The organism is Kitasatospora sp. NPDC088134, from assembly GCF_044741705.1.
Classification (GTDB): Bacteria; Actinomycetota; Actinomycetes; order Streptomycetales; family Streptomycetaceae; genus Kitasatospora.
The window spans coordinates 73,971-92,972 of sequence record NZ_JBIUTD010000006.1 but is presented as its reverse complement, the minus strand read 5'-3'; the positions used below and the strand labels follow the sequence as shown (position 1 = coordinate 92,972).

Below are 19,002 nucleotides of genomic sequence, written 5' to 3'. Positions count from 1 at the left end.
CCCAGGAGTAGCGATGACCCCCGCCGGCCGCCCGCCCCGCATCCTCGTGGTCGACAACTACGACAGCTTCGTCTTCAACCTCGTCCAGTACCTGTACCAGTTGGGCGCGGTCTGCGAGGTGGTCCGCAACGACGAGCTGGCGGTGGCCGACGCCCGGCTCCGGGACGGCGAGCAGGGCTACGACGGGGTGCTGCTCTCCCCCGGGCCCGGCACGCCCGAGGAGGCCGGGGTGTGCGTGGAGATGGTGCACCACTGCGCGCGGATCGGCCTGCCGGTGTTCGGGGTCTGCCTGGGCCTGCAGTCGATCGCGGTGGCCTACGGGGCGGTGGTCGGCCGGGCCCCCGAGCTGCTGCACGGCAAGACCTCGCCGGTGCTGCACGAGGACGGCGGGGTGTTCGAGGGGCTGCCCTCGCCGCTGACCGCGACCCGCTACCACTCGCTGGCGGTGGCGCCGGAGACGGTGCCCGCCGAGCTGTTGGTCACCTCGCGCACCGACAGCGGCGTCATCATGGGGCTGAGGCACCGTGAACTCCCGGTCGAGGGCGTGCAGTTCCACCCCGAGTCGGTGCTCACCGAGGGCGGCCACCGGATGTTGGCCAACTGGCTCGCCGAGTGCGGCTTCCCGGAGGCGGTGGGGCGCTCGGCGGGCCTCGCACCGGTCATCGGCCGGAGCTGACCGCGTGACGGCCGTGCGCCCGGAGGGGGGCGTCTCCGGAGAGCTCGGCGATCCGGACGACTGGAGCGTCTACGTGTCGCCGGGCGAGCAACTCGTCGAGCAGACCCTGCGGCTCCGGCTGCCCGCCGCGGCCGCGGAGCCGCCGTCCGGCCGGGGCGGGGAGCCGAGCGGCGGCGGGCAGCCGGAGGACGGCGGGGGAGGGCGCCGGGTCGGGCTGAAGCCGGGCACCGGGCGGCGCCGGGCGGTCGGGCGGGCCGCCGGGCCGCGCCCGCCGCGGCCCAAGGAGCGGCGCCGGGTGCGGGCGGCCCGGCTGGTGGGGGAGTGGTTCATCACCCTCGGCCTGGTCCTGCTGCTGTTCGTCTCCTACCAGCTGTGGTGGACCAACCTGCAGGCCGACCAGGCCGCCGACGCGGCCGGCAAGCGGCTGGAGCAGCAGTGGGCGCAGCCGCAGACCGGCCCGGCCGGGGCATCCGGCGGCGGGGCGACGGCGGCGCCGCAGACCGCGTTCGAGCCCGGGCAGGGCTTCGCCCTCATCCACATCCCGAAGCTCGGCCTGCGGTACCCGATCGCCGAGGGCACCAACAAGCAGCAGGTGCTCGACAAGGGCCTGGTGGGCCACTACGCGGGCACCGCGATGCCGTCCGACCCGAGCGGGAACTTCGCGGTGGCCGCGCACCGCACCACGCACGGCGAGCCGTTCCGGTACATCACCAGGCTGGTGCCGGGCGACAAGGTCGTGGTGGAGACCGCGACGGCGTACTACACCTACGAGGTGGTGGGCGGCATCCCGGTGACGCCGCCGACCAACGTGGCGGTGCTGAAGCCCGTGCCGAAGGGCTCCCCCTTCACCGGGCCCGGCCGCTACCTGACGATGACCACCTGCACCCCGGAGTACAGCGCCACCTCGCGGTTGATCGTCTTTGGCAAGATGGTCGAGGAACGGCCGCGGAGCCAAGGCCGGCCCGAGGCGCTGGCGGGGCAGAACTGAGCAGCGAGGCACGGCACAGCATGGGGAAACGGCACGGCAAGCCGAAGCGCGGGCGGTTCGCGGCGGTCCTGGGGGTGACGGGCGAGCTGCTGATCACGCTCGGGCTGCTGATGGGCCTGTTCGTCGCCTACTCGCTCTGGTGGACGGACGTGGTGGCGGACCGCTCCGCCGGGCAGGCCGGGGACCGGCTCCGGCAGACCTGGACGGCCCCGTCGGCGCCGCCCGGGGGCGGCGGGGGGAGCACGCCCGCCGCGCCGGTGTACGCGCCCGGGGACGGGGTGGGCTTCCTGCACGTCCCGGCGCTCGGCCGGGGCAACCAGATAATGATCAAGATGGGCACCGCGCCGGAGGTGCTGAACGAGGGCGTGGCCGGGGTGTACGAGGAGCCGTACCGCTCCGCGATGCCCTGGGACGCGCAGGGCAACTTCACGCTCGCCGCGCACCGGGACGGCCACGGCGCCAAGTTCCACGACCTGGACAAGCTGGCGGCCGGCGACCCGGTGGTGGTGGAGACCAAGGACGCCTGGTACGTCTACAAGGTCGCCGGGACGCTGCCGCAGACCTCCAAGTTCAACGTGGGCGTGGTCGCCCCCGTCCCGCAGGGCTCGCCGTTCACCGGCCCGGGCCGCTACCTGACGCTGACCACCTGCACGCCGGTGTACACCTCCCGCTACCGGATGGCGGTGTGGGCGCAGCTGGTCCGGGTCGACCCGGTGGACGCGCGGCGCACCCCGCCGGCCGAGCTGCGCTGACGCCCCGTCGGTCCGCGGGCCCGTCAACGCCGAGGGGCCGCACCATTCGTCACGAACGGTGCGGCCCCTCGGCGTTGATCCCCGGTCAGTTGCCGCCGGTGGGCGGCGTGGTCTTCTCGCCGGGCCTGGTCCACAGCCGGATGACGGTGGCCGGGTCGACCTGGGTGCCGGACGGCGGGTCGCTCTGGATCACGACCGCGTTCTCGTCCTGCGGGCCGGCCACCACCTGCGGGGTGAGGCCGCGCTGCTGCAGGTCGGCGAAGACCTGCTTGTAGGTGCGGCCCGCGGTGATCGGCACCGTCGCCTTGTCGGCCATCTTGCCGACCGTGAGGGTGACCGAGGTGCCCTTCTTGAACTGGCCGGTCTTCGGGGTCTGGTCGAGGACCTGGCCCACCTTGGTGCTGTCGGTGACGGTCTGGGTCTTCACCACGGGGGTGAAGCCGGCGTCGTTCAGCACCTGGCTGGCGTTGTCCTGGGCCTGGCCGATCACGTTCGGGACGGAGACCTTCTGCTGGCCGGAGGAGACGCTCAGCGTGACGGTGGCGCCCGCGGCGGCCTTGCCGGTCGGGTTCTGCGAGATGACCTTGTCCTGCTCGACCTTGTCGTCGTTGGCGTAGTTGACGACGACCTCGAAGCCCTTGCCCTTCAGGGCCGCCGTGGCGGCGTCCTTGGTCTGGCCGGTGACGTCGGGGACGTCGGCCTGGGTGGGGCCGGAGGACAGGTGCACGGTGATCTTGCTCTTGGTGGCGACCTCGGTGCCGACGGCCGGATCCTGGGTGCAGACCTGGTCCTTCTGGACCTTCACGTCCGGGCACTGCACCGGGTCGCCCGCGACCACCGTCAGGTCCGGGTTCTGCGCCTTCGCCGCGGCCTGTGCGTCGGCCAGCGTCTTGCCGACCAGGTTCGGCACCGCGACCTTGCCGCCGCCGGTGTTGGTCTTCACCATGGCCTGCACCACGAAGAAGGCGCCGACCAGGACCAGCACCGCCGCGACGGCCAGGACGATCCAGGAGGTGTTGTTCTTCTTCGGGGGGTCCTCGCGCCGCCGGCTGCCGCGCTCCTCGCGCTCGTCCTCGTAGCCGCCCCGGCCGTCGTCGTAGCCGCCGTAGCCCTGCTGCGGGCCACCGGCCGGCTGCATCATCGCGGTCGGGACGCCGCCCTGCTGCGGCAGCACGTTGGTCTGGCCGTACGGGTCGTACTGGTGGCCGCCCTGGTCGTAGCCGTAGCCGGCCGCGCCCATGCCGTAGGCGGCCTGCTGGGCGGCGGCCACCGGCAGGCCGTCGAGGAAGCGCTCGATGTCGTCGCGCATCTCGTCGGCGGACTGGTAGCGGTAGTCGCGCTCCTTGGCCAGCGCCTTCAGTACGATCGCGTCGATCTCCGGGCGGATCTCCGGGTCGTACGCGGACGGCGGGGCGGCCTCCTCGCGGACGTGCTGGTAGGCCACCGCGACCGGTGAGTCGCCGATGAACGGCGGTCGCACGGTGAGGAGTTCGTACAGCAGGCAGCCGGTGGAGTACAGGTCGGAGCGGGCGTCGACGGTCTCGCCCTTGGCCTGCTCGGGGGAGAGGTACTGGGCGGTGCCGATGACCGCGGAGGTCTGGGTCATCGTCATGCCGGCGTCGCCCATGGCGCGGGCGATGCCGAAGTCCATCACCTTGACGTTGCCCTGCCGGGTCAGCATGACGTTGGCGGGCTTGATGTCGCGGTGCACGATGCCGGCCCGGTGCGAGTACTCCAGCGCCTGCAGGATGCCGATGGTCATCTCCAGCGCCCGCTCGGGCAGCAGCCGCCGCCCGGTGTGCAGCAGTTCGCGCAGGGTGGAGCCCTCGACGTACTCCATGACGATGTACGGGATGGAGATCCCGTCGATGTAGTCCTCGCCGGTGTCGTAGACCGCGACGATGGCCGGGTGGTTCAGCGAGGCCGCGGACTGCGCCTCGCGGCGGAACCGGGCCTGGAACGACGGGTCGCGGGCCATGTCGGTGCGGAGGGTCTTCACCGCGACCGTACGGCCGAGCCGGGTGTCGTGGGCGAGGTACACCTCGGCCATGCCACCGCGTCCGAGGACGCCGCCGAGCTCGTACCTGCCGCCTAGACGACGAGGCTCTTCCATATCTCCGACCCTCTCCCCCACCGGCCGGTGAGGATGTGACGTAGGTGTCCCCGCACGCTCTGTCTTGGACGCGGCCGCGGCCGCGGTGGTTTCACGGCCCCGGCCCCGCGGCCGTGCCGGCCGCGGTTCGGGCTGCGGGTACACCCGCTGCTGGCGGATACGCTACCGGGCGAACCTGAGCGGCCCCGCGCAGGACGGCGGCCGAGACCAGACCGGTACCGATCAGGACCGTCCCATTGTGACAATTCCGGCCACCGATCGAGGACCGGCGGCCGGAATGTGACGCATGCGACCGGCCGCTACTTCCCCAGCGACGCCTGCATCATCGCCTTGGCGATCGGCGCGGCCAGGCCGCCGCCGGTGATCTCGTTGCGCTCGGCGGCGCCGTCCTCGACCACCACCGCGACCGCGACCTGCTTGCCGTCCGCGGTCTTGCCGTAGGAGACGAACCAGGCGAACGGCAGGCCCGAGTTGTCCTGGCCGTGCTGCGCGGTGCCGGTCTTGCCGCCGACCGTCACGCCCGGGATCTTCGCGTTCTTGCCGGTGCCGTTCTGCACCACCGACTCCATCAGCTGCTGCAGCTTCTGCGCGGTGGCGGGGGACACCGCCTGGGACAGCTGGTGCTCGGTGTGGGTGGAGATCACGTTCCCGGCCGAGCCCTCCTGGGCGACCAGGTACGGCTGCATCAGCGAGCCGTTGTTGCAGATCGCCGCCGCGACCATGGCCATCTGCAGCGGGGTGGCCCGGGTGTCGTGCTGGCCGATCGCGTCCATCGCGGTGCCGTCGGGCGCCGAGCCCTTCGGGAAGAAGCTGGCCGAGGCCCGGATCGGGATGTCCACCTGGTCGTTGTTGAAGCCGAACTTCTCGGCCTGGGCGCGCAGCTTGTCGCCGCCCAGCTCGGCGCCCATCTTGCCGAACACCGTGTTGCAGGACAGGTCCATCGCGTCCTGCACGGTGGCGTTCTGGCAGGGCTCGGTGGCGCTGGAGTTCTTCAGCTCGGTGCTGGTGCCCGGCAGGACGTACGGGTTCGGGGTGTCGGTGGTGTCGGTCGGGTTCTGGTACTTGCCGGCCTCGAACGCGGTCGCCGCGGTGACCAGCTTGAAGGTCGAACCGGGCGGGTAGGTCTCCCGCAGCGCCCGGTTGAGCAGCGGCTTGTTCGGGTCGGCGTCCAGCGCGGCCTTCGCCTTGGCGTCGGAGTCGGCGCCGCCGGAGAAGGTGGTCGGGTCGTAGGACGGGGTGGAGACCAGGCCCAGGATCGCCCCGGTGCGCGGGTCGATCGCCACCGCCGCGCCCTTCTTGTCGCCCAGGCCCTCGAAGCCGGCCCGCTGCACCTTCGGGTCGATGGTGGTGACCACGTCGCCGCCCTGCTTGGGCTTGCCGGTCAGCATGTCCAGGGTGTTGCGGAAGAACAGCCGGGAGTCCGAGCCGGACAGCACGCCGTCCTCCAGCTTCTCCAGCTGGGTCGAGTCGAAGGCCTGCGAGGAGTAGCCGGTGACCGGTGCGTACATCGCCCCGTCCACCCAGGCCCGCTTGTACTTGTAGCGCAGGCCGTTGACGAAGTCGGACTTGGTGACGGCCTGGCCGCCGACGATGATGTTGCCGCGCGGGTAGGCGTACCGGTCGTACTTCACCCGGTCGTTGTGGCTGTTGGTCGCCCAGGCCGACGCCTGGACGCCCTGCACCCAGTTCACCCGGACCAGCAGGGCGAGGATCAGGACCAGGCAGAAGATCGACACCCGGCGGATCGGCTTGTTCACGAGGACGCTCCCCTGCTCTGGTCCGGTGCCCCGAGGCCGGCCGCCGGTCCGCGGCGGTCCGGCCCGGCCGGTTCCGGGATGGCGGCGGGTTCGACGGCCGGGCGCCGCGCGGTGTCGCTGATCTTCATCAGGACGGCGATCAGGGCCCAGTTCGCCACCACCGAGGAACCGCCCTGGGCCAGGAACGGCATCGTCATGCCGGTCAGCGGGATCAGACCGGTGACGCCGCCCGCGACCACGAACACCTGGAGCGCGAACGCCGAGCTCAGGCCGACCGCCAGCAGCTTGCCGAACGGGTCGCGGGCCGCCAGCGCCGTCCGCAGGCCGCGCTGGACCACCAGCCCGTAGAGCATGAACAGCGCCATCAGGCCGGTCAGGCCCAGCTCCTCGCCGAACGAGCCGAGGATGAAGTCGCTCTTCGCCGCGAACTGGATCAGCCAGCTGCGGCCCTGCCCCAGCCCGGTGCCGACGGTGCCGCCGGAGCCGAGCGACATCAGGGTCTGCCCGATCTGCTCCGAGGACTGCTTCGGCGCGTTCGGCCCGAACGCGGCCATCGGGTCCAGCCAGGCGTTGATCCGGGTCTTCACGTGCGGCTCGGAGGTGGCCACCACCGCCGCGCCGCCGAAGGACATCAGCAGACCGAAGACGATCCAGCTGGTCCGCTCGGTGGCGACGTACAGCATCACCACGAACAGGCCGAAGAACAGGAACGAGGTGCCCAGGTCGGTCTCGAAGACGAGGATCAGGATCGACAGCAGCCAGACCACGATGATCGGGCCCAGGTCGCGCCCGCGCGGCAGGTACAGGCCCATGAACTTGCGGCTGGCCAGCGCCAGGGCGTCCTTCTTGACCATCAGGAAGCCGGCGAAGAACACCGTCAGGATGATCTTGGCGAACTCGCCGGGCTGGATCGAGAACGAGCCGAACCTGATCCAGATCTTCGCGCCGAAGTCCTCGGCCCGGGACGGGAAGAAGGCCGGCGCGGCGAGCAGCACCAGCGCCACCACCATCGAGATGTAGGTGTAGCGCTGCAGGATGCGGTGGTCCTTCAGCAGCAGCACCACGCCGATGAAGAAGGCGATCCCGAGCCCGGACCACATCAGCTGGTTCCCGGCCGCCGGGTAGTTGTTGGCGAGCAGCTTGCCGGCCTTGTCGAGCCGCCAGATCATCACCACGCCGAGCCCGTTCAGCAGCGTGGCCAGCGGCAGCAGCAGCGGGTCCGCGTACGGCGCGAACCGGCGCACCGCCAGGTGCGCGAAGGCCGCCAGCGTGCCCATGCCGAGCCCGTACTTCAGCAGGTCGCCGGGCAGTTTGTCGTCCATCGCTAGCCCGACGTTGGCGTACGCCAGCATCGGGACGGCGACCGCGAAGGCCAGCATCAGCAGTTCGGTGTTCCGCGGGGTCGGCGCGCCGTCCACGGTGACCGGATCGGTGAGGCGGCGCCGCCGCCCCCGGCCCGCGGGCGCGGCGGAGCCGCTCTGCTCGAAGGTGCTCATGCCTGTGTGAAACCCCCCGGGTTCGCCCGCGGCCTACTGCGCCGCGCAGGACGCGGCGAGCTGCTGCTCCTGCTCGGTCAGCGGCGGGGCGGACGGCGTGCTGCCCTCGGTGACGGGGGCCTGCTTGGACTCGGCGAGCTTCTTGCAGACGGCGGCCTGCGCCCGCAGGGCGTCGACCTGCTTCTCGGCCTCGCCGCGGCTGCCCGCCTGGGTGGCGTTGGCCAGCTTGTCGCGCTGGTCGGCGGTCAGGAACCTGGTCTCGATCTCGGTGTACTGGTGGTCGACCGAGCTGAGCTTCAGGCCGAACAGGTCCTGGTCCAGCCCCCGGTAGAGGGCGACGTGGCCGTCCTGCGCGCCGACGTAGTACTGGTCCTGGTTCCACTGCCAGGCGAAGAAGCCGCCGGCCCCGAGCAGCGCCAGCACCAGCAGGCCGACCACGGTCAGCTTCAGGCCGCGCTTCTTCTTCCGCCGGCTGGTCGGCGCCGGGCTCCCGTACGGCTCGGTGGCCGCGCCGAACTCGCCCTCGCCGCCCTCCCCGTAGCCGCCCTCGCCGTAGCCGCCCTCGCCGTAGCCGTCCCCGAGGTAGCCCTCGGGGGGGCCGAAGTCGCCGGCCGGGGCGCCGTAGCCGGGCTGCTGCTCGTAACCGCCCGCGTAGCCCTGGGCGGGCCCGAAGGCGCCCTGCGGGGGCTGCGCGGCGGGGCCGCGGCCGAGGCCGGCGGCGCGGCCGGCCGGGGTGTCCAGCAGCTGCGGGTCGGTGAAGTGGTGCGGCTGGCTGTCGGCGACCGCCCCGACCACCACGGGGGCCTCGACGGCCAGGCCGCTGAGGGTGTCGGTGGCGCCGACGTCGATCACGTCGGCGACGATGCAGGTGATGTTGTCCGGGCCGCCGCCGCGCAGCGCCAGCTGGATCAGCTCCTGGATGGTCTGCTCGGGCGCGTAGTAGCTGCCGAGCGTCTCCTCCAGGGTCTGGTGGCTGACCGGGCCGGACAGGCCGTCGGAGCAGATCAGGTAGCGGTCGCCGGCCCGGACCTCGCGGATCGACAGGTCGGGCTCGACCTGGCCGCGGCCGTCCAGGGCGCGCATCAGCAGCGAGCGCTGCGGGTGGGTCTCGGCCTCCTCGGCGGTGATCCGGCCCTCGTCGACCAGCCGCTGCACCCAGGTGTGGTCCTGGGTGATCTGGTCGAGCCGGCCGTCCCGCAGCAGGTAGGCCCGGGAGTCGCCGATGTGCACCTGGCCCAGCCGGCGGCCGTCCCAGAGCAGCGCGGTCAGGGTGCAGCCCATGCCCTCCAGCTGCGGGTCCTGCTCGACCATCTGCCGGAGCCGGTCGTTGGCGGTCTGCACCGCCTCGTTGAGCAGGCTCAGCAGGTCGGTGCCGGGGTTCGGCTCGTCGAGGCGGACGATCGACCCGATCACCTCGGAGGAGGCGACCTCGCCGGCCGCCGCCCCACCCATGCCGTCGGCCACCGCGAGCAGCCGCGGCCCGGCGTAGCCGGAGTCCTCGTTCCCCTCGCGGATCAGGCCCTTGTGCGAGCCGGCGGCGAAGCGCAGCACGAGACTCATGCTGTCCGGGCCCTCCTTCGGGTGGAGCTGGTCCTCATGCGCTGACTACTTCCGCAGTTCGATGACGGTCCGGCCGATTCTGATCGGCACGCCGAGCTGGAGCGGCATCGGGGTGGTGAGCCGCTGCCGGTCCAGATAGGTGCCGTTGGTGGAGCCTAGATCCTCCACCGTCCACTGCCCAGTCCGATCCGGGTAGATCCTGGCATGCCGGGAGGAGGCGTAGTCGTCGTCGAGGACGATGGTGGAGTCGTGCGCCCGCCCGAGCGTGATGGTCTGGCCCTGCAGCGCGACCGTCGTTCCGGCCAGCGAGCCCTGGGTCACCACCAGGTGGGTCGGCTGGCCGCGGCGCTGCCTGGCCTGCTGCTGGGCGGCGGCGGGCGGCCCCTGCGGCGGGCGGGCGGCCCCGGCGGGGGCCGGCGCGGCGGCGGACCGCTGGGCGGGGCGCGCGGCGGCCTTGGTGTTGAACAGGTCACCGCGGATCACCTGCACCGCGACGATGACGAACAGCCAGAGGACGGCGAGGAACCCCAGCCGCATGACCGTCAGGGTCAGATCAGACATACCGGCCCGCTTCTACCCTTCGACCTGTCGGTAGACGATGGTGGTCGACCCCAGGACGATCCGGGAGCCGTCGCGGAGCGTAGCGCGCTGGGTGTGCTGTCCGTCCACCACGATGCCGTTGGTGGACCCGAGGTCCAGCACCATCGCGGGCGTCCCGGGGCGGATCTCCGCGTGCTTGCGGGACACCCCGGGGTCGTCGATCCGGATGTCCGCCTCGGTGGAGCGGCCCAGCACCACCGCGTTCTGGCTGATCTGGTGCCGGGCGCCGTTCACCTCGACCCAGCGCCGGGTGCCCGCGCCGCCGTGCCCGGCGCCCGGGAAGGGGCGCACGTTGCCCGCGGTGGGCGGGGCGGACGGCATCGCGGGCGGGGCGGTGGGCGGCGGCGGCGCGCCGTAGGGGGCGGCCGCGCCCTGGTGCCAGGGGGCGCCCGGCGCGGGCGGGGTGGGCTGGCGGCCGTACCCGGGCGGAGCGGCCGGCGGCGCGGCCGGCGCGGCCTCCTCGGCGGCGAGCGTGCGGCTGCGCACCCGGTAGAGGCCGGTGTCCAGGTCGTCGGCCTTCTCCAGGGCGACCTGGAGCGGGCCCATGAAGCTGTACCGCTGCGCCTCGGCGTACTCCCGCACCATCCCGGCCAGTTCGGTGCCGAGCTGGGCGGCGTACGGGCTGAGCCGCTCGTGGTCGTGCGGGCTGAGCTCGACGATGAAGTCGTTCGGGACGACCGTGCGGTCGCGGTTCCAGATGCTGGCGTTGTTGTCGCACTCGCGCTGCAGCGCTCCGGCGATCTCCACCGGCTGGACCTCGGACTTGAACACCTTGGCGAAGGTGCCGTTCACCAGACCTTCGAGTCGCTGCTCGAACTTCTTCAGGACTCCCACGGGGGCACCCCCTCTCAGGGCGTCGGTCGGGCCGGCTCGTCGGCTTGATGGCGGTACTTCCGTACTGATCGTATCCACGCCCGGCCCTTCCGTACGGTTCCCCGGGCAGGTCGCGTTCGGAGGGGTACCCGTCGGACGGTCCGATCACTCGTTCGCCTCCGCCGCGGTTGCGGCCCGCCGGGGTCCGTGCGGGGTGCCGGGGGGAATGGATTCGCAGGTGCGGCGTGGGGCGTGCTAATGTTTTCCATGTCGGAAGGGGCGCCCGAGAGGGAGCCGAACGGAAGACCCGGAGAGATGCGGTAAGCTTCTCAACGAGTCGGAAGAGCGGTAAGCATCTGAAGACAACACCCTTGCGCGGGTGGCGGAATAGGCAGACGCGCTGGATTCAGGTTCCAGTGCCCGAAAGGGCGTGGGGGTTCAACTCCCCCCTCGCGCACAGCGAAGCCCCGCAGATCTACGGATCTGCGGGGCTTTCTCGTTCTCCCGGGGCCCTTCTTCTGCGCGGTGCCCGTGGTGCCGCGGTCAGGCGCCGGAGGCGGGGAGGACGGCGTGCAGGGCGAAGCCGCCGTCGGAGGTGGGGGCGGCGGTGAAGGTGCCGCCGAGCAGAGCGGCGCGCTCGCGCAGGCCGACCAGGCCGTGGCCGCCGCCGGGGAGCGGGGCGGCGGGGGCGGGTCCGGTGGGCGGCCCGTTGCGGACCTCGACGTGCAGCCGGTGGCCGCGGGCGGCCACCCGGACGGTGACCTCGGCGCCGGGCGCGTGCTTCCGGATGTTGGTGAGCCCCTCCTGGACGGTCCGGTAGGCGGCCCGTTCGACCGCTTCCGGCCAGTCCCGGCGGCCCGGGTCGAGCCGCCGGGCGACGGGCAGGCCGCTGCCGTCGATCAGCCGGGGCAGGTCGGCCAGGGTGGGCTGCGGGGCGAGCGGGGTGCCCTGCCCGGCCCCGGAGGTGCGCAGCACGCCGACCATCTGCCGGAGCTCCTCCAGGGTGCGGACGGACAGCTCGCGGATGGTGCGGGCGCCGTCCCGGGCGGCCGGGTCGGTGCTGGACACCTGGAGCGCCCCGGCCTGCACGGAGATCAGGCTGACCTGGTGGGAGACCACGTCGTGCATCTCCCGGGCGAGCCGGGCGCGTTCGGCGGTGAGCACCTGCTCGGCGAGCAGCCGGCTCTCCCGGCGGCGGCCGGCGGTCAGCTCCTCGACCCGTTCGGCGAGCTCGCGCCGGGTCCGGGCGAGCCGGCCGAGCGCGGCCGGCCCGGCGCCGAGCATCACCGACTGGATGGCGTACAGGGCGTTGTCGCGACTGAGCACGAACAGGTCCGCGGCGACCGGCCAGTGGAAGAGCTCGACCAGGGCGAAGGCGGTGGCGGAGGCGACCGGCACCCGGGGCCCGGGCCAGGCCGCGGCGACGGCGTAGACGGCGGTGACGGGCGCCAGCCAGATCTCGTTGAAGAAGGCCCCGGGGAGGGTGAGCAGCACCACCGGCAGCGGGTGGCGGCGGCGCCAGAGCAGGGCGAGCACGGAGAGCGCGGAGAGCGCGAGCTGCCAGGGCGCGGAGCCCTTGGCGACCAGCGCGGAGTCCAGCGCGGCGAGCAGCACCGGCGCGACCAGGGTGACGCGGGGGGAGCGCAGCCGGGCCCAGCGGTCGGCGGCGGGCGCCGGGACGGTCACTCGGCGCCGTTCCGGTGGTCGCGGACCAGGCCGGCCCGGTGCGCGAGGACGGCGGCCTGGACCCGGTTCGCGGCGCCGAGCTTGCCGAGGATGGCGCTGATGTGGTCCTTGACGGTGCCGGTGCCGAGGAACAGCCGGTCCGCTATCTCGGAGTTGGAGAGCCCCTCGCCGAGCAGCGCGAGCACGTCGAGCTCGCGGCCGGTGAGCCGGCAGGTGAGGGCGGCGGCGGCCAGGTCGGGGCCGCCGCCGTCGACGTAGCCGCTGATCACGGTGCGGGCCACGGTGGGGGAGAGCACGCTGCCGCCGGTGGCGAGCACCCGGACGGCGTGCACCAGCTGCTCGGGCGCGGTGTCCTTGAGCAGGAAGCCGGCCGCGCCGGCCCGCAGCGCGGTGCCGATGTACTCGTCGGTGTCGAAGGTGGTGAGCATGGCGACCACCGGCGGGTCGGGCAGGGCGCGCAGCCGGCGCAGCACGCTGATGCCGTCCAGGTCGGGCATCCGGACGTCGAGCAGCACCACCTGCGGGGCGAGCGCCCTGGTCAGTGCCTCGGCCTGGCCGCCGGAGCAGTCGCCGACCACCTCCAGGTCGGGCGCCGAGCCGACGATCAGGCCGAGCCCGGAGCGGACCAGTACCTCGTCGTCCACGATCAGGACCCGGATCGTCGGCATGTCTCTCCCCTGGTGAGGGCGGTTTCGGCCCCGGCGCCTCCCCCTACCCCCGCCGATCGGCGGGGGTAGGAATCCGCTACCGGATTCACGCAATTCTCATCTTCGCTGGGCAACCATGGAAATCGGGGTGGAGAGCGCGCGACCGCGAGCGGATGCGCCCCGATGATCGATCGTCTGGAATGGTTGCTGTGTCCACTGTGAAGGCGGCTGGCTCGGCCGTGTCCCCCACCCGGGGCGAGGAACCAGGCCCGCTGGCGAGGTGGCGGCCGAGGGCCGCCGCCTCGACGGTCTGGTACCTGCGCCTGATGGCCCTGTTGAACCTGGTGGCGGTGCTCTCGGTGCCGTTCCGGGACCAGGTGCAGCGCCACAACGAGGGGGAGTTCTTCACCCCCTACCTGATGACGGCCGGCCTGGTCTCGGTCCTGCTGTCGCTGTTCCTGGCGGTGGCGATGCGCCGCCGCAAGCGGGCCGCGTGGATCTTCAACACGGGGCTGGCGGGCCTGACCTTCGTCGGCTTCGTGCTGCTGCTCTCCCTGGGCCACCGCTACGCCGCGCACCCGTGGAACTACTTCTCGGTGGTGCTGACGGGGCTGTTCCTGCTGGCGCTGCTGGTGTCGCGCAAGGAGTTCACCTCCAAGGGCGACCGCTCGAACCCGAAGACGGCGGTGGCGGCCGGCCTCGGCGGCCTGGTGCTGGGCGGCCTGATCGGCTCGCTGCTGGTGCAGCTGACCAACACCGTCCCGGGGGCGAACTTCGGTACCCGGTTCAGCTACGCCGTGCACCGGATGATCACCCTGGCGCCGTCCGAGCGGATCGCCGACGTGGTCTCCGTGCCGACCTGGGTGAACGCGGTGATCAACGCGATGAGCGCGGTGCTGTTCCTGCTGGTGCTGTGGGTGGCGTTCCGCTCGCCGCGCGGCGAGGAGCTGCAGAGCGACGAGGAGGAGCGGCGGCTGCGCGAGCTGCTGGACCGGCAGGGCGAGCGGGACTCGCTGGGGTACTTCGCGCTGCGCCGGGACAAGGCGGTGGTGTTCTCGCCGTCCGGCAAGGCGGCGGTGGCCTACCGGGTGGTGGGCGGCGTGACGCTGGCCTCCGGCGACCCGATCGGCGACCCGGAGGCCTGGCCGGGCGCGATCGAGGCCTGGCTGACCGAGGCCCGCGAGCACGCCTGGGTGCCGGCCGTGATGGGCGCCTCCGAGGAGGCCGGGGTGATCTACGCCCGGCACGGGCTGGACGCGCTGGAGCTGGGCGACGAGGCGATCGTCGAGCTGGACGAGTTCTCGTTGGACGGCCGCGCGATGCGGGTGGTCCGGCAGGCCTACAACCGGGTCAAGCGGGCCGGCTACACGGTGCGCATCCGGCGGCACGAGGACATCCCGGAGAGCGAGATGGCCGAGCTGGTGGCGAAGGCCGACCACTGGCGGGACGGCGCGACCGAGCGCGGCTTCTCGATGGCGCTGGGCCGGCTCGGGGACCCGGGCGACGGGCGCTGCGTGATGCTGGAGTGCTTCGACGGGGAGGGCGAGCTGCGGGCGCTGCTGAGCTTCGTCCCGTGGGGCGCGCACGGCCTGTCGCTGGACCTGATGCGGCGCGACCGGGACAGCGAGAACGGCCTGATGGAGTTCATGGTGATCGAACTCCTGCAGCGGGCGAAGGAGGTCGAACTGGAGCGGGTGTCGCTGAACTTCGCCATGTTCCGGTCGGTTTTCGAGCGCGGTTCCAAGCTGGGCGCCGGGCCGGTGCTGCGGCTGTGGCGTTCGGTGCTGGGTTTCTTCTCGCGCTGGTGGCAGATCGAGTCCCTCTACCGGGCGAACGCGAAATACCGGCCGATCTGGGAGCCGCGTTATCTGCTCTTCGAGAAGAGCAGCGAGATTCCGCGGATCGGCCTCGCCTCGGCCCGCGCGGAGGGCTTCATCACGGTGCCGAGCATGCCGGCGCTGTTCCGCCGCCGGCACGGCGGCGGCTGAGGACACGGCTTCCCCCGGGCCCGGTGGGACCGGGGGACGGGGGGTGGTCCCTCCGCCGGGGGGCGGAGCGGACCTGGACATCAGACTCCGGTATGACTCGTCCGGACTTCTAAGTTGATGCTGTTGATTAATCCGATGCGTAGGGTCGGAGACGAGGCGTAGAAGAACGCGTGAAGGACGTCCGCCCGGATTCGGGCGGATTCGGGACGGGAGAGCCGGTCGTGAAGCAGATCACCCACGCGGGGGGCGTGCGGTCGGGGCTGTGGGCGGTATTCCGCCGGGCCGCGGTCGCCGAGTGGGGGGCGCTGTTCAGCACGGTGAAGGACCAGCTGGTGCGGCGGAGGTTCGCGGCGTTGCCGCTGGCGACCGGGGCGACCGCGCTGGTGCTGCTGTTCTCGATCGTCCAGCACCTGCCGGGCGGGGACCGGCTGGTCTCCGAGGTCGGGGTGGTGAAGGCGGCCCTGCCGCTGGACGTGTCGCTGCTGCGGACGCCGCTGTCGCTGTACGTGCCGGCCCTGGACCTGCCGGTGTGGGGTGCGCTGGCACAGGTGTTCCTGGTGTTCGGGATCGCCGAGCTCGTGCTGGGCCGGCGGCTGACCCTGGTGGTCGCCTACGTCTGCACGCTGGCGGGCACGCTGTTCGCCCGGATCGCGGTGGCGCTGGGCCCGCACCACTTCCTGGGCTTCCCGCGCTGGGTGGCGCACGTGCGGGACACCGGCCCCTCGGCGGCGGTGGTGGCGCTGGCCGTGGTGGTGGCGTTCCGCTGCCGGGCCTGGTGGACGGGCGGGGCGGTGGTGCTGTCGATGGTGGTGGAGGCCGTGGTGCTGCCGAACCTGGCGGGCCTCGAACACCTGGTGGCGCTGAGCGCGGCGGTGCTGATCGCGGTCTGGGTCGAGGTGTTCGGCGACTACTGGCCGCGGGTGCTGACGGGCGTCGGCGCGGCGACCTCGGTGGCCGCCCAGGGCCGGGCCAGGGCCGTCACGCCCTGACCCGGCGAATCGTTCAGCCGCGCGGCTCGTTCAGCCGCGCGGCAGCGGCATCTCGAAGTAGACGACCTTGCCGACCGCCTTCCGGGCGGTGCCCCACTTCTCGGACAGCTTGCTGACCAGGTTCAGGCCGCGGCCGTGCTCGGACAGCGACTCGGCGGGCTCCAGCGAGGGCAGGTTGTGGTTGTCGTCGCTGACCTCGACCAGCAGCTTGTCGACCCGGATCAGCTGGAGCTGCACCTCGGACCTGGCCACCCGGACGGCGTTGGTGACCAGTTCGGAGACCAGCAGCTCGACCGTCTCGGTGAGCGCCGTCAGCCGCCAGGCGGCCAGCTGGTCGCGGACCAGGCGGCGGGCCCGGCCGACCTCCAGCTCGGTGACGCCGAGCTGCCAGGTGGCGACCTCGGTCGGCGGGACGCCGTCGAAGCGGGCCACCAGCAGGGCGATGTCGTCCTGCCGGTCGTCGGAGTGCAGGGTGTTCAGCACCCGGTCGCAGGCCTCGTCCGGGGTCTGCTTGGGGTCGATCAGGTTGCCGCAGAGCGCGGCCAGGCCCTCCCCTATGTCGCCGCCGCGGACCTCGACCAGGCCGTCGGTGCAGAGCACCAGCATCGAGCCGTCCGAGACGTCGATCTTCTTGGTGAGGAAGGGCACCCCGCCGACGCCGATCGGTGCGCCGGAGGGCAGTTCGAGCAGCTCGCCGCGGCCGTCGGGGTGGACCAGGACGGGCGGGACGTGGCCGGCGGAGGCGAGTTCGCAGGTGCGGTTGATCGGGTCGTAGACGGCGTACAGGCAGGTCGCCAGGTGGTCGTCGCCGAGCTTCTGGGCCAGGTTGTCGAGGTGGCGCAGCAGCTGGCCGGGCGGCAGGTCGAGGGCGGCCAGGGTCTGCATGGCGGTGCGGAAGCGGCCCATCGCGGCGGCCGAGTGCAGGCCGTGGCCCATCACGTCGCCGACCACCAGGGCGACCCGGCTGCCGGGGAGCTGGATGGCGTCGAACCAGTCGCCGCCGACCTCGGCCTTGCGGTCGCCGGGCATGTAGCGGTGGGCGATCTGCACGCCGGGGATCTTCGGCGGGCGGGTCGGGATCATCGAGCGCTGCAGGGTGGTGGCGACCTTGGACTCGGCCCGGTGCAGCCGGGCGTTGTCCAGCGAGAGCGCGGCGCGGGCGGCGATCTCCTTCAGGGTGTCGGCGTCGGAGCGGGTGAACGGTGCCCGGTCGGAGAGCCGCAGCAGCTTGAGGATGCCCAGCACGGCGCCGCGGGCGGACAGCGGCAGCACCAGCATCGAGCGGCCCACCACGGCGGGCTCCAGCTCGGGGCCGCCCAGCGAGGCCGCGTAGTCGACCGCGACGTCGGCGGAGATCAGCGGCACCAGCACCGGCCGGTTCTCCTGCAGGGCCAGGCCGGGCGGGGTGGAGCGGGGCATGGCCAGCAGCGCGCCCTCGTCCAGCACGTGGTTCCAGCGCTGCTGGGCGGCGTTGAAGGTGCGGGCGACCCGGCGCAGCATGGTGGTGTCGTCGGGGGCGCCGGCCGGGAGCTCGGAGTCCGAGATCAGGCCGTCGAGCAGGTCGACGCAGGCGAAGTCGGCGACCCGGGGGACCAGCACCGCGCAGAGTTCGCGGGCGGTGGTGTCCAGGTCGAGGGTGGTGCCGACCTGGCTGCCGACCGAGGCGAGCAGCGCCAGGTCGGCGTCGTCGGGCAGCCCGTGGATCACCTCGACGCCGCCGAGGACGGCCGGGCGGCTCGCGGGCACCGGCGCCGGGGCGGAGGTCGGTTCGGGGGCGGCTGCGGCTGCGGGGTCGATGGCGGGGCCTCCCGGGGTCGGGCCGTGGCCGACGGCTTCGCGCGGGCCTGGGACGGTGCTGCCGGGCCCCGGCGCGCCCTCCGGGGCGGCCGCGGGACCGGCAGCCCGTATCCGTACCCCGAGTGGGCCCGGCACACCCGTGCCGGGCGGCGGCTCCACCGGCCGGTGGGCGGCCCGCTCGCGCTGCTGGGCGGCGCGCTGCTGCGGGGTCGGGTAGCGGCGGCCCAGGCCGGCGGCGATCCGGGCGGTGCCGGCCGGGCCGGCCGGCGAGGACTGGTAGGGCACCACCGGCAGCCGGGTCGCGGCGTCCACCCCGAGGGCGGGCGCACCGGCCGCGGCGATCGCGGCCAGCAGCCGGGCCCGGCGCTCCGGCGAGCCGGGCGGGAGCAGCCCGGACAGCGCCTCGCAGGGCGTGCCGTCGGGCGGCGCCAGCACGGCGGTGACCTGCTGCGGGCGGGCCGCGGCGGGCGCGGCGGCGTACGGGACGAGGCGCTCGCCGAGGGCGATCCGCGGGCCGGTGGTGCGCAGCGGGCGGGCGTCGGCGGCGAGCGCGAGCAGCGAGCGGCCGGCCGGTTCGACCAGCGGGTAGGCCCACCAGAGGACGTCGCGCAGCCGCTCCTCGCGGTCGTGCACGGGCATCGCGCCGGCCCACGGGCCGTGCAGGGTGAGGTCGTCGAGGGTGTCGAAGGCGTCGCAGCGGTGGGCGGGGGCGGCGCTGTCCTGGCGGGGTTCGACGGCGGGCAGCAGGCCGTGCGCGGTGCGGCCGAGGGCGACTTCGGCGCGGTGCCCGAACAGTTCTTCGGCGGTGCGGTTCCACAGGGCGATCCGGCCGTCCGGGTCCACCAGCACGGCGGCGACCCGCAGCAGTGCCACCACCCCGGCAGGGTGGCCGCCCGGGCCGTCGGCCCGGTCCGGTGTGGAGTTGGGCTGGTGCGCCATGGATATCGGTCTGCCCCTTTGGTGGCTGTTCGCTGCTCCTCCTGGCCGGTGCGCGCGTCCTTGCGCGCATCCTCAAATGAAGCACGGACATGCCGACCTCAGGTAGGTAATCGGGCAGATTCGTCCGTATCAGTTGCGTGTCGCTCCGGGCACGCCCCGGGAGCGCTCCGCCCGCACCCGGCGGGCCGCGCGCGGGGCCCC

The 19,002-nt window shown here is 73.1% G+C and carries 14 protein-coding genes and 1 tRNA gene; 6 read left to right on the top strand and 9 right to left on the bottom strand.

Annotation, left to right across the window (positions count from 1 at the left end):
• Positions 1–13: 13 nt before the first annotated feature.
• From ACIOHG_RS12175 to ACIOHG_RS12165, 3 genes are read left to right on the top strand one after another with little or no spacing between them, the layout of a single operon-like run.
• The gene (locus ACIOHG_RS12175) at positions 14–676 is read left to right on the top strand and encodes an aminodeoxychorismate/anthranilate synthase component II (protein ID WP_400948720.1); all 663 of its coding nucleotides are present in this window, start codon (positions 14–16) and stop codon (positions 674–676) included.
• A 4-nt stretch (positions 677–680) separates the two neighbouring features.
• On the top strand, positions 681–1,664 hold the full coding sequence (locus tag ACIOHG_RS12170) for a class E sortase (RefSeq protein ID WP_400948718.1): 984 nt from the start codon (positions 681–683) through the stop codon (positions 1,662–1,664).
• A gap of 20 nt (positions 1,665–1,684) precedes the next feature.
• Positions 1,685–2,416 (top strand): class E sortase, encoded by a 732-nt coding sequence (locus ACIOHG_RS12165; protein ID WP_400948716.1) that lies wholly within the window; start codon positions 1,685–1,687, stop codon positions 2,414–2,416.
• 85 nt (positions 2,417–2,501) lie between these two features.
• On the opposite strand, the gene pknB is transcribed toward ACIOHG_RS12165, so the two are convergent.
• The 6 genes from pknB to ACIOHG_RS12135 form a co-directional block, all read right to left on the bottom strand.
• Positions 2,502–4,529 carry a Stk1 family PASTA domain-containing Ser/Thr kinase gene (pknB, locus tag ACIOHG_RS12160; protein ID WP_400948713.1) on the bottom strand — a complete coding sequence of 676 codons (2,028 nt, stop codon included), beginning with the start codon at positions 4,527–4,529 and terminating at the stop codon, positions 2,502–2,504.
• A gap of 299 nt (positions 4,530–4,828) precedes the next feature.
• Positions 4,829–6,286 carry a peptidoglycan D,D-transpeptidase FtsI family protein gene (locus tag ACIOHG_RS12155; RefSeq protein ID WP_400948711.1) on the bottom strand — a complete coding sequence of 486 codons (1,458 nt, stop codon included), beginning with the start codon at positions 6,284–6,286 and terminating at the stop codon, positions 4,829–4,831.
• Positions 6,283–7,782, bottom strand: a complete 1,500-nt coding sequence (locus tag ACIOHG_RS12150; protein WP_400948709.1) for an FtsW/RodA/SpoVE family cell cycle protein — start codon at positions 7,780–7,782, stop codon at positions 6,283–6,285. Before ACIOHG_RS12150 ends, ACIOHG_RS12155 begins: the two co-directional genes overlap by 4 nt.
• Positions 7,783–7,815: 33 nt before the next feature.
• Entirely contained in the window at positions 7,816–9,342 is a 1,527-nt protein-coding gene (locus ACIOHG_RS12145; RefSeq protein ID WP_400948706.1) for a PP2C family protein-serine/threonine phosphatase, read from the bottom strand.
• A 45-nt stretch (positions 9,343–9,387) separates the two neighbouring features.
• The gene (locus tag ACIOHG_RS12140) at positions 9,388–9,903 is read right to left on the bottom strand and encodes an FHA domain-containing protein (protein ID WP_400948705.1); all 516 of its coding nucleotides are present in this window, start codon (positions 9,901–9,903) and stop codon (positions 9,388–9,390) included.
• 12 nt (positions 9,904–9,915) lie between these two features.
• Positions 9,916–10,776 (bottom strand): FhaA domain-containing protein, encoded by an 861-nt coding sequence (locus ACIOHG_RS12135; RefSeq protein ID WP_400948702.1) that lies wholly within the window; start codon positions 10,774–10,776, stop codon positions 9,916–9,918.
• A gap of 352 nt (positions 10,777–11,128) precedes the next feature.
• On the opposite strand from ACIOHG_RS12135, the gene ACIOHG_RS12130 reads away from it, so the two are divergent.
• A tRNA-Leu gene (locus ACIOHG_RS12130) sits at positions 11,129–11,212 on the top strand.
• An 86-nt stretch (positions 11,213–11,298) separates the two neighbouring features.
• On the opposite strand, the gene ACIOHG_RS12125 is transcribed toward ACIOHG_RS12130, so the two are convergent.
• Positions 11,299–12,441 carry a sensor histidine kinase gene (locus ACIOHG_RS12125; protein WP_400948699.1) on the bottom strand — a complete coding sequence of 381 codons (1,143 nt, stop codon included), beginning with the start codon at positions 12,439–12,441 and terminating at the stop codon, positions 11,299–11,301.
• The gene (locus ACIOHG_RS12120) at positions 12,438–13,109 is read right to left on the bottom strand and encodes a response regulator (protein WP_400948697.1); all 672 of its coding nucleotides are present in this window, start codon (positions 13,107–13,109) and stop codon (positions 12,438–12,440) included. The genes ACIOHG_RS12125 and ACIOHG_RS12120 overlap by 4 nt, the downstream gene beginning before the upstream one ends.
• 218 nt (positions 13,110–13,327) lie before the next feature.
• Here ACIOHG_RS12120 and ACIOHG_RS12115 point away from each other — a divergent pair, with 218 nt between their 5' ends.
• Positions 13,328–15,076, top strand: a complete 1,749-nt coding sequence (locus ACIOHG_RS12115) for a phosphatidylglycerol lysyltransferase domain-containing protein (protein WP_400948695.1) — start codon at positions 13,328–13,330, stop codon at positions 15,074–15,076.
• Between the two features lie 221 nt (positions 15,077–15,297).
• On the top strand, positions 15,298–16,065 hold the full coding sequence (locus ACIOHG_RS12110; protein ID WP_400948693.1) for a hypothetical protein: 768 nt from the start codon (positions 15,298–15,300) through the stop codon (positions 16,063–16,065).
• Positions 16,066–16,095: 30 nt separating this feature from the next.
• On the opposite strand, the gene ACIOHG_RS12105 is transcribed toward ACIOHG_RS12110, so the two are convergent.
• Entirely contained in the window at positions 16,096–18,801 is a 2,706-nt protein-coding gene (locus ACIOHG_RS12105; protein ID WP_400948690.1) for a SpoIIE family protein phosphatase, read from the bottom strand.
• Positions 18,802–19,002 lie beyond the last annotated feature (201 nt).